This window comes from Candidatus Epulonipiscium sp., from assembly GCA_012519205.1.
Classification (GTDB): Bacteria; Bacillota; Clostridia; order Lachnospirales; family Defluviitaleaceae; genus JAAYQR01.
The window spans coordinates 36742-47049 of record JAAYQR010000021.1 but is presented as its reverse complement, the minus strand read 5'-3'; the positions used below and the strand labels follow the sequence as shown (position 1 = coordinate 47049).

16 protein-coding genes, 2 tRNA genes and 1 rRNA gene are annotated in these 10308 nt (G+C 33.7%); 14 read left to right on the top strand and 5 right to left on the bottom strand.

Going from position 1 to position 10308, the window contains the following annotated elements; translation table 11 throughout:
* Positions 1–53: 53 nt before the first annotated feature.
* The 3 genes from GX308_06855 (at position 54) to GX308_06845 (ending at position 343) form a co-directional block, all read left to right on the top strand.
* Positions 54–125 (top strand) — tRNA-Glu (locus GX308_06855).
* A gap of 10 nt (positions 126–135) precedes the next feature.
* Positions 136–253: ribosomal RNA gene (gene rrf / locus GX308_06850) — 5S ribosomal RNA — on the top strand.
* 18 nt (positions 254–271) lie between these two features.
* Positions 272–343 (top strand) — tRNA-Cys (locus GX308_06845).
* 35 nt (positions 344–378) lie between these two features.
* Here the strand turns inward: GX308_06845 and GX308_06840 are convergent.
* The gene (locus GX308_06840; GenBank protein ID NLK21790.1) at positions 379–666 is read right to left on the bottom strand and encodes a TMEM165/GDT1 family protein; all 288 of its coding nucleotides are present in this window, start codon (positions 664–666) and stop codon (positions 379–381) included.
* Positions 667–859: 193 nt separating this feature from the next.
* On the opposite strand from GX308_06840, the gene GX308_06835 reads away from it, so the two are divergent.
* From GX308_06835 to GX308_06805, 7 genes are all read left to right on the top strand, one after another.
* Positions 860–1081, top strand: coding sequence for a DUF951 domain-containing protein (locus GX308_06835; protein NLK21789.1), 222 nt, complete (start codon positions 860–862; stop codon positions 1079–1081).
* Positions 1082–1188: 107 nt separating this feature from the next.
* Positions 1189–1476, top strand: a complete 288-nt coding sequence (locus GX308_06830; GenBank protein NLK21788.1) for a 30S ribosomal protein S6 — start codon at positions 1189–1191, stop codon at positions 1474–1476.
* A 95-nt stretch (positions 1477–1571) separates the two neighbouring features.
* On the top strand, positions 1572–2012 hold the full coding sequence (locus GX308_06825; protein ID NLK21787.1) for a single-stranded DNA-binding protein: 441 nt from the start codon (positions 1572–1574) through the stop codon (positions 2010–2012).
* A 24-nt stretch (positions 2013–2036) separates the two neighbouring features.
* Positions 2037–2270, top strand: a complete 234-nt coding sequence (locus tag GX308_06820; GenBank protein ID NLK21786.1) for a 30S ribosomal protein S18 — start codon at positions 2037–2039, stop codon at positions 2268–2270.
* Between the two features lie 106 nt (positions 2271–2376).
* Positions 2377–3357, top strand: a complete 981-nt coding sequence (locus GX308_06815; protein ID NLK21785.1) for a MoxR family ATPase — start codon at positions 2377–2379, stop codon at positions 3355–3357.
* Between the two features lie 2 nt (positions 3358–3359).
* Complete coding sequence (locus tag GX308_06810; GenBank protein NLK21784.1) at positions 3360–4232, top strand: DUF58 domain-containing protein; 873 nt, start codon at positions 3360–3362, stop codon at positions 4230–4232.
* Positions 4233–4251: 19 nt separating this feature from the next.
* Complete coding sequence (locus GX308_06805; protein NLK21783.1) at positions 4252–5382, top strand: GAF domain-containing protein; 1131 nt, start codon at positions 4252–4254, stop codon at positions 5380–5382.
* A gap of 18 nt (positions 5383–5400) precedes the next feature.
* Here GX308_06805 and GX308_06800 read toward each other — a convergent pair whose 3' ends face one another.
* The 4 genes from GX308_06800 to GX308_06785 form a co-directional block, all read right to left on the bottom strand.
* Positions 5401–6558 (bottom strand): SpoIIE family protein phosphatase, encoded by a 1158-nt coding sequence (locus tag GX308_06800; protein ID NLK21782.1) that lies wholly within the window; start codon positions 6556–6558, stop codon positions 5401–5403.
* Complete coding sequence (locus tag GX308_06795; GenBank protein NLK21781.1) at positions 6533–6979, bottom strand: ATP-binding protein; 447 nt, start codon at positions 6977–6979, stop codon at positions 6533–6535. Before GX308_06795 ends, GX308_06800 begins: the two co-directional genes overlap by 26 nt.
* Before the next feature lie 132 nt (positions 6980–7111).
* Positions 7112–7522, bottom strand: a complete 411-nt coding sequence (locus GX308_06790; GenBank protein ID NLK21780.1) for a histidine kinase — start codon at positions 7520–7522, stop codon at positions 7112–7114.
* The gene (locus GX308_06785; GenBank protein ID NLK21779.1) at positions 7515–7844 is read right to left on the bottom strand and encodes an STAS domain-containing protein; all 330 of its coding nucleotides are present in this window, start codon (positions 7842–7844) and stop codon (positions 7515–7517) included. The genes GX308_06790 and GX308_06785 overlap by 8 nt, the downstream gene beginning before the upstream one ends.
* A 151-nt stretch (positions 7845–7995) precedes the next feature.
* On the opposite strand from GX308_06785, the gene pheA reads away from it, so the two are divergent.
* From pheA to GX308_06765, 4 genes are all read left to right on the top strand, one after another.
* Positions 7996–8823, top strand: a complete 828-nt coding sequence (pheA, locus tag GX308_06780) for a prephenate dehydratase (protein NLK21778.1) — start codon at positions 7996–7998, stop codon at positions 8821–8823.
* Between the two features lie 67 nt (positions 8824–8890).
* Positions 8891–9229, top strand: a complete 339-nt coding sequence (locus GX308_06775; protein ID NLK21777.1) for a hypothetical protein — start codon at positions 8891–8893, stop codon at positions 9227–9229.
* 1 nt (position 9230) lies between these two features.
* Positions 9231–10010 carry a DUF2232 domain-containing protein gene (locus tag GX308_06770; GenBank protein NLK21776.1) on the top strand — a complete coding sequence of 260 codons (780 nt, stop codon included), beginning with the start codon at positions 9231–9233 and terminating at the stop codon, positions 10008–10010.
* Positions 10003–10254, top strand: coding sequence for a hypothetical protein (locus tag GX308_06765; protein ID NLK21775.1), 252 nt, complete (start codon positions 10003–10005; stop codon positions 10252–10254). The genes GX308_06770 and GX308_06765 overlap by 8 nt, the downstream gene beginning before the upstream one ends.
* The last annotated feature ends 54 nt before the right edge of the window (positions 10255–10308 follow it).

The following is a 10308-nucleotide window of genomic DNA, read 5'->3' as shown; positions in this document are numbered from 1 at the left end:
GCTGTTAACCGGAGGGTCGTAGGTTCGAATCCTACTCGGGGAGTCATACATAGGGCCCATTGGTCAAGCGGTTAAGACACCGCCCTTTCACGGCGGTAACAGGGGTTCGAGTCCCCTATGGGTCATTCATATATTTCTGGTGGCGATGCGTCTATGGGAAACACCCATACCCATACCGAACATGACGGTTAAGCCATAGACGGCCGATGGTACTTGGTGGGAGACTACCTGGGAGAGTAGGTGGCTGCCAGAATTTAATAAAATAAAATATGGCGCCATAGCCAAGTGGTAAGGCAGAGGTCTGCAAAACCTTTATTCCCCGGTTCAAATCCGGGTGGCGCCTTAAAAACCGTAGAATGTATTATTTCTACGGTTCTTTTATTTCGACATTTCAAAAAAGACCTCCTTCAAAACAAATATTCCAATTCCAATAAATAGACAACCAGCAACAAGCTTTATAATATGCTGTGGAATTAATTTGGATAAATATTCGCCGAAAAATGCCCCTATGAATGTAACAAGTATTAATCCCAAAGAAGCACCTAAAAATATGGGAATCGGCTGTTTTTTATCAGCACTCATACAAAATACAGCTAATTGTGTTTTGTCTCCTAATTCAGCAATAAATAAGGTAATAAAAGCAGAGAAGAAAAGTTTCCAATTCATTGTAGCCCCCCGTATTTCTGGATGATTTAAAAAGGATATCTATATATATATAGATATTCTTTTTAGAAAATATAACCACAGATAGTATAGGATATGAAATCTATTTATTTGTTGAAATTATTCGCGGTTACATTTATTATAGATATAAGTTGATACTAAGAATCATAATTTAGAGGGCATGTTTAGATGAAGGATGGAGGTAAATATGAAATTTTATATAGGTGATATTGTTCAAATGAAAAAGCCCCACCCCTGCGGTGAAAACAAATGGGAAGTTCTTAGGGTAGGAATAGATTTTAGGATCCGCTGTATGAAATGCAGCCATTTGGTAATGCTACCAAGAGCCAAATTCGAAAAAAGCGTAAAAAAGATTCTAGATAGAAAAAAAAATATAGAAGAAAAAGACAATCTATAAAAAAACCTTGTATCTTCTCAGGTTTTATGGTAATATATTAGATTGTAAGTATAAATATCCTTGCTCTGTAAACAAACAGGGCCAAAGTCCAAAAGGAGGTGTTCATGATGAACAAATACGAATTATCAGTTGTTCTAGTTCCAACTCTTGACGAGGAATCAAAAGCCTCTGAATTAGAAAGAATTCAAAAGTATATAACAAGATTTGGTGGAACTATGGATAATATTGATGATTGGGGTAAAAGAAAATTAGCCTATGAAATCGATAAAATTAATGAAGGTTTTTATTACTTTATTTACTTCACGGCTGATGCAAATGCTCCAGAAGAAATTGAAAGTCGCATTCGTATTATGGATTCTGTACTTAGATACATGTTCATAAAACAAGAAGATTAATTGCATTAAAATAATATTTAATGATTAAACATCTATTTAGTGGTTATAATTGGAAGTGTAAACATTTCAGATTCCCAAAGTTAAGGGGGTATTGTATGAATAAGGTTATTTTAATGGGACGACTGACCAGAGATCCAGAGGTAAGATACTCGCAAAGTGCAGAACCGTTGGCAATAGCTAGATATTCTTTAGCAGTTAATAAAAGGTTTAAACGTGATGGAGAACCGGATGCAGATTTTATTAATGTTGTTGCTTTTGGTAAAACAGGAGAATTCGCTGAAAAGTACTTTAAAAAAGGACAGATGGTAGCGATTGTAGGGCGTATTCAAGTTCGCTCATGGGATGACCAAGAGGGCAAAAAAAGATGGACAACCGAAGTGGTAGTAGAGGAACAATATTTTGCAGAAAGCAAAGCTTCTTTTGAATCTCATCAAAGTCGACAATCCCAACAAAATAATTCAGCCCCTTTTAAAGATGAACCGGAAGGTTTCTATCCAATCAATGAAAGTTTAGAAGATGAGGATTTACCATTCTAGGTAATTCATAAAGGAGGGTTTAGGATGACAATGCAGAGAAGACGTATCCGTAAAAGGAAAAAAGTTTGTAATTTTTGTGTTGATAAGATAAATACAATTGATTATAAAGAAGTAAACAAAGTAAAAAAGTATATCTCTGAAAGAGGTAAAATTCTTCCAAGAAGAATTACAGGAAATTGTGCAAAGCACCAACGTGCTCTGACGATTGCTATAAAAAGAGCAAGGCATATAGCTCTTTTACCATTTACACAAGATTAATGATAAAAAGCCCTATTTATTATAATAAATAGGGCTTTTTATTGACTAATGTTTTTTAGTTAGATACAATGATATTAGACTATACTAATAAATAATGGTGGTTGACATGGATATAAATGAAAGTAAGATAAAAGGCTTTTCAAATAAATTTATGGAGATAGAAAGGGTCATAGGGGAGAGCATAATAGGGCAAGATGATATAATACGAAACGTTCTTGTCGCAATCATTTCAGGAGGGAATGTACTCCTTGAAGGGCTTCCCGGCTTAGGCAAAACCCAATTAGTAAAGACCATAGGAAATGTTTTAGACCTTAGATTTTCTCGGATTCAGTTTACCCCGGATTTGATGCCGGCAGATGTCATAGGAACTAATATTATCGTCAAAAACCCTGATGGAAGCAGTGGATTTCAATTTCAGCAGGGACCTATCTTCTCTAACATCGTCTTAGCAGATGAGATTAATCGTGCCACACCTAAAACACAAAGTGCTATGTTAGAAGCCATGCAGGAAAAAACCGTTACCGTGGGCAATAATACATACAATCTACCTAATCCCTTTTTTGTTTTGGCAACACAAAACCCTCTGGAGATGGAGGGCACATATCCGCTTCCAGAAGCCCAGATGGATAGATTTATTTTTAAGCTAGATGTGAAGTTTCCAAATAAAGAGGAATTATCTCAAATCGTAGATTTAACTACAGGTTCAAAGGTATTGGAGACAGTAAAAGTTTGCAACAAGGAAGATTTAACGGAAATGGGGGAAATAGCAAGGGAGGTACCTATTGCTAAGGCAGTTAGGGATTATGCTATGACAGTATTGTTAAAGCTCCACCCTGAATCAGGAGATGCCCCTAATATGATCAAGAAATATGTTCACTATGGGCCTAGTCCAAGGGGTGCTCAAGCAATCATTACAGCCGCAAGAATTTATGCTTTGGTTAATAGAAGGTTTAATGTCTCCTTTGATGATATTAAGGCTGTTTTATCTCCCGCTTTAAGGCACCGTATTTTTCTTAACTTCGAAGCCTTGGCAGATAGAATTACTGCAGATGACTTGATATTAGAAGTGTTAAGGGAAGGAAAATAAACATGCCAAAATTAGTAGACGTCTTAGATAAAGAGTTTTTAAGACAATTGGAAACCTTTTCTATTAGGATGGAAACTCTTCTTTTAAACGGCTATAGTGGAGTTAGGAGCTCTAAAGCTCGGGGAATGTCATTAGAGTTTTCGGATTTTCGACCCTATACCTTAGGGGATGATATAAGAAGGATTGATTGGAATAGTTATGGGCGTTTTGATAAATTGTTTCTAAAGCTTTTTATGGAAGAAAAACAAGGGACTATTAATATTTTTCTAGACAGCAGTACTTCTATGGATAGCGGAAAAGTAAATAAACTTTTCTACGCAAAGCAGTTGGCTGCTGCCTTATCATATATTGCTTTAAAAAATACTGATATCGTCAACCTATTTAGTTGCGGGAAGATTATCAATAAGGAAAAAAGGAACATACAAACAAAAAACATATATTTGGATTTAGTAACATTTTTAGATGAGCTTCCCGTAGATAATGGCACAAAGTTAGTAACTTCTATAATGAATATTAAAAATAGGCCTATAACCAAGGGAATTTCCTTTATTATTTCTGATTTTTTCTCAGAAGATGGGTATGAGGAAGCAGTTAAAATCCTACAATATAAGAGGCAACAGGTGGTTTTGGTTCATATTTTATCTCCAGAAGAGATAAATCCAAATCTTAGGGGAAACTTCAGACTTATTGATAAAGAAAATAGGAGTTCTAAAAGTGTTGAGATAACAGAGGATAAAATCAAGCATTACAAAAGGGTATTAGAAGATTTTAAGAATAAAATACAATCCTTTGCCACTCAAAGGGGAGTAGGATATGTCTTTCTTTCAACAGACATGCCTATTCTCAGGGGGTTAAAAGATTGTTTAGAAGAATAAATGGAAGAAGCGTGAGAGCGTGCTTATTGAATTAATTTGTAGAAGTGTCATTATTATTGTATTTTTTACAGTTATTTGGTGGATATATAAAACCAATACGAGAAAACAGGTGGAGAAATTAATAGAAAGCATCGAAAAAGTCTCTAAGGGGGAAGAACTAGATGATGTCCCTTCTAAAACCTTAAAGCCTATCTATGATGCCCTTGAATCTCTAGGTATCCATCACAAGGATCAAATTAGAATAAAAGAGAGCATATTTAAGATTGTAAAAACTCTATCGGTGAATATCCAATTGGAAGGATTATTAGAGGATCTTATACCCAGAATTATAGAAGGTACGAGAAGTAATTGGGGCGCTTTTTATGTAGTTAATTCTGCCACAAATAAATTAGAAATAAAGTCATCTCTAGGATTTACAAAAAATGTATATAAAGAATTCGATATATCAATAGGTGAAGGATTTATGGGGCAGGCAGCTAAAGATAAAAAGATACAAATCATCAGGGATATCCCTGATGATACCATATATATAGGTAAAACTTTTATGGGTACGATTAAGCCAAAAGCTATAATGATTGTTCCTATTTGTGCCCAACATGAATTAGTAGGAACATTAGTATTGGCCAGTGTTTATGATTACGGGGAGGAACAAATAGAAGTTATAAGATCGGTAGGATACTATCTTGGAATGGCAATTCATAACACAATGACTTATGGGAGAATCGAAAAAACCTTAAAGGAATTACAATTTCAAAACCAGCTTATACAAAATATGAACAATGAATTGGAGGAAAAGATAAAAGAAGCATCAGAGCTTTTAAATACCATCGTAAATAATATTGAGGATTATGCTATTGTGTCTATGGATAACAGAGGATTTATCACATTAATTAATGAACAGACCTCTAATCTTTTGGGATTTACTAAGGACGAAATGAAAGGAAGATATTTCCCTGAATATCTCGAAAATCCGGAAATAATAAAGGAAGAATTAAAAGAGATAATAAGAAGGGGCGACTATAGGGAAGGTAAACTCAGTATAAAAGATAAAGAAAATAAATACCATCATGTTATGGTCAAAGCTAATATGGTAACTGATATAAAAGGAAAGGTCAAAGAAATACTGTTATACATTAAGCCTGAAATATAAAGGACCCGAAAAGGTCCTTTATATTTTACATATTATTATACTTACATCATCATTTTCGTACTTAGAGGATTTATTGGAATTATAAAATTGACCTAATATGGAATCGATGATTTCTTCCGATGGCTGTTCTTTGTATTCTAGGAGAAGTTCTTTTAGTTTCTGTGTGAATTCTTCAGGAGAATTCTTATAAAGGCAATCGGAAAGTCCATCGGTATAAAATAAAATGAAATCTCCCTCTTCAAAGGAAGCGGACTTTAAGCCATAGGAAGCATCATCCATAAGGCCAATGGGAAGCCCATTAATTGCCAGCTCCTCTACGGTATGGGTAGATGATTTGACAAATAAAGGAAGAGACTGCCCTGCATTAGAATAATATATTTTTTTAGCTTTGGTATCGATTTTTGCATAAAACGCAGAAGCATATACATCATTGATTTTATTAATAAATACATTGCTAAATTCATTATTCATCTGAGATAAAAGATTATTAGGTTCTGGGTAGGAAGGTATCAAACTTCTAAAGAGCATTTTAATCATAGAAGTAAGAAGGGCAGCTGAAATCCCATGGCCAGAAACATCGGCAATAAAAACTCCTACGGAATCCTCATCTAGTTTTATAATGTCATATAAATCTCCCCCTATATCTAGAGCAGGCATATATTTACTAGTGAATTTTACATCATTCACTGAGAAATTCGCCTCTTGGATTAGGGCTCTTTGGATTTGACGGGCCATTTTAAGTTGATAATCCGTAATATTATTTTTTTCTTGAAGTTCTGAATACTGCTTTTTTAGTTGATCGCTTAAGTGTTTAATCCTTAAGAGGGACTTAACTTTAGAAAGTAGGGTTAACTTATCAAAGGATTTGGTTATAAAATCATCGGCCCCTACCCCAAGAGCCCTTACCCTAGTCTCTTTTGAATCTAAGGCTGTTACAACCAAGATAGATATATATTTAGTATCCTCATCATTTTTAAGAGTCTTACAAACATCATACCCACTTATTCCAGGCATCATGATATCTAAGATAATTAAATCAGGATGAAGCATCTGCGCTTTTTTTATTGCGGATGCTCCATTATTTGCAGTAATCACATTGTAACCCGAATTAATAAGATAACGGCTTATTAATTCAACATTTTGCTCTATATCATCTACAACTAGTATTGTATCCAATTTGATTCATCCTTTTTAAAAAATAAATTTGGTTTCTAGAGGAATCGTAGTATAGTTCATTAGTCAGAGATTTTACTAACTGGATGCCTCTTCCTCTTTCAAGGAAGAGTCTATCGGAAGAAGATATCTCATTAATAAGGCTTTCATAATCAACCCCATTTCCCTCGTCGGTAATGATGGAAGAAAAGCTATCTTTATTAAGTATTTCAATCACAACCGATACATGCTTATTCTTATCATTTTCATTCCCGTGGATTACAGCATTAACTAACAATTCATTGTAGATTAACTTACAATCAAAGAAATCCTCTGGTGATAAGGAAGGAAAAGAGCGGGAAAGATAGTTCATAATTTCTCTTAAAAGTGGTTTAACTAGGTCCAATTGGCTTGAAAAAGTTTTTTCGTATAGCTTTATCTTCATTAAATCACCTTCACCTATTTTTTATTCAAAAGACTAATTAATCTTATATCCCGGTGTACTATTATTGCTATTAATGCAAGTTTTATCTGAGATTAAAAAAGTGGCATTATTAATACCACTTTCATTTGAAAACTACTTAAGTCTTTTTATCATCAATATATGTACATTAGGGTCAGTTTTATTAGATAAGGAAATATAGTCCATCAAGGCTTCTATCATCAAAATCCCTAATCCATCCTCTTCATATCCTATGCTATCTTCGTCTTTTTTGGCAGTTAATTCTATCTCTAGGCTTTCATCTTTTAACATAAATTGTATTTTAAAAGTATTATGTCTTTTTTTATCTAACTGGTTTTGTTTAATAAGGTATGTACAAGCTTCCGAAACAGCAGCCTTGATATCTTCTATAGCTTCTATATCAAAACCCATGCGATTGGCGATGGAGGAAGCGGTTAATCTTGCAGCAGATACATAAGCGGGATTTAACGGAAGGGCTAATTCAATTACATCTTGGTCGATAGATGGGTGTACATGCTTACTCATAAATAACACCCTCTATCATAAAAACCTTATTTAAGTCTGTGATTTTGAATATTTTAGCTACGCTAGGTTTAAGATGGGATAAATGAATATTGCCGTCGAATTGTTTTACTTTTTTAAGAACAGAAACTAAAGAACCCAGACCCGTGCTATCAATATACTCTAAGTCTTCACAATCAATATGTAGGTCTAGTTTTTCTTTTTCAAGTAATTCATATAACTTTTCTTTAAATTGTGCAGAATTATAGATGTCTATTTCTCCTTGGATTTTAATGTTCCAAAGTTTTCTAGAAGTGTCAAGTGAATGAATAAATCCAAAGTCCATCCCAATACCCCCTTTATTTAGAAATATTTGTGAATATTATAGCACAGATTAACCATTAATACCATAGATTTAAAAAAATCTATATGATAGAATAACAATTATATAGGAACCTAGCCGATGTTTAAATTATATGAAAGAAAGTGAGAAAAATATGATATATATTGGTTATTTAGGACCTAAGGGAACGTTTACCGAACAAGTTGCCCTTTCCTATTTCAAAGATAAAAAAGACTACAAGTTCATACCTTTTCCAACTATACAGGATTTACTTCTGGCAGCAGATAAGCAGGATATAACCCGAGGGGTTGTTCCTATTGAAAACTCTATCGAGGGAGCCGTCAATACAACTGTTGATATGCTTACTTTTGAAGTGGATCTTAAAATCCAAGCAGAGATGATAATTCCCATAGGACACAATCTTATCGGGCATAAAAGTTTTAAATTAGAGGATATAAAAGAAGTTTTATCTCATCCACAGGCTATTGCACAATGTAGAAATTATCTTCATGGTAAGATTCCGGGAGCTAATGTTGTATTTACTTCATCTACCGCAGAAGCTGTAAGAGAAGTATCAAGCACTGTCGGACCTAGGGTGGCAATAGGAACTGTGCTAGCTGCTAATAATTATGGGCTTGATATTTTGGATTCTGATATTCAAGACCAAAAGCAAAATGAAACCAGATTTGTAATTATAGGAAAAGAAAGTATGCAAAGGGGAAAAAGCTGTAAGACAACCCTTGTATTTTCTACAGGAAATAAGCCGGGGGAGCTTTATAGGGTATTAAACATATTTTCACTATGGGATATAAATATGACCAAAATTTTATCTAGACCTTCCAAAAATAAATTAGGTGAATATGTATTTTTTATAGAGGTGGAGGGCCATGTTGAGGAAGAGGATTTAAAGGATGCACTTATAATGATACGAAAGAAAACATCATTTTTTAAGCTTTTGGGCTCTTATGAGGTTTTTGAATAACCTTTCCAGGCAAAGAAAAGAATGTTATAATAAAAAGACGGTTCCAAATGGAAAATGGGGTGAAATAATGGCAATACAGGATAAAGAATTTGATATAACGCGTTCTCTTAAGATAGTTGAAAAATTAAAGAGCCAGTTACTTTGTGATATAGCTCATCTTTTTGCAGGTATGGCTGAATACAATAAAGAGTTTTATGAGGATAGAGGGGATTTGCTAGCTAATATGGTGATTCTCACTTACCTACTCTCAAAAAAACTAGGTATTCCTTATAATACTCTAGATATGAAAATCCGCAACAAGTTAAAATTAGGCATATTAGAAAGTAGTAATGAGCAAGAGTGGTTCGCTGATTTATCAAGTTTACTTCGACATTTAGATGCAACACAAGATAATTTCAGGAGGTAAAATGATGAGGTTGAATTCAAAGGAAATCCTATGGCTCATAGCAATGGGATTGTTTTATATTGGTATAGGTGTCTTGAGTTTTTGGTTTTCTCCTATATATTTATTTACATGGATTTTGGGAGTACCTTTTAGTTTATATGTTTACAAAAGGGGAACGAATATCTTATCATTTTCAATGCCCATAGTGGTTTTAGTTGTTTTAACGGCCATTGGAATGGGTAAAGCGGCTATGATGATTACCCTTCTTCTTTTTATACCTTCTTTTATATGTGGTATTTGCTACAATAAGCAAATAAATCTTTCGAAAAATATAATCCTTTCTTCTGTGGCTTATTTATTTGGATGGACTGGAATGCTTATTGCGTGGAATTTTATATATAAGATAGGAGTAATTGATAGGTTTTACTCTTTTACAAATGCAGTTGAAACTTATTATTTGAAAGAATTATCCAATCAATATAGTTTAATATTAAAAAGTATAAAGGAAGCAGGGGATATACAAAATACGGCCTTAGGACAAAACCCCAAAAAAATCATGGAAATGTATCCTCTTTACAGGCTGGCTTTCAAACAGTTTATTTATTTGATTCAATACTTGTTTCCCGTGATAATTTTTGTTTTTGGATTATTTGCTTCTTTGATACAAATTCTCTTTACAAAGCTGATATTAAAATCCCTAGATTGGAAGGCACCTAGTTTAAAACAAATACTTAATATCGGATTTACCCCTGCAACAGTAGGAGTACTGGGATTAACTTGGTTAATTAGGGGGGATGGATAGCAGCATATATCCCGAAATAACCATGGCAACGGACAACTTACTAGTTATATTTTCCATATTCATGTTTATCATGGGAATTTTGTTTACCATCCATGTCATTAAAAATTCAAGGACAGGACTGTGGTGGAAGGCATTAGTAAGTATATTAAGCCTTTTAAGTGTGATTTTTAGCCCGTTTTTATTTGTAACACTGGGATTTTTAGAAGCAATATTTAATTTTAGGAAAAAAGAAAGATTTTTATAGGTTAAGATAATATTAGTATAAATTGATTTTTTATGAATTTAGTGGAGGCTAATA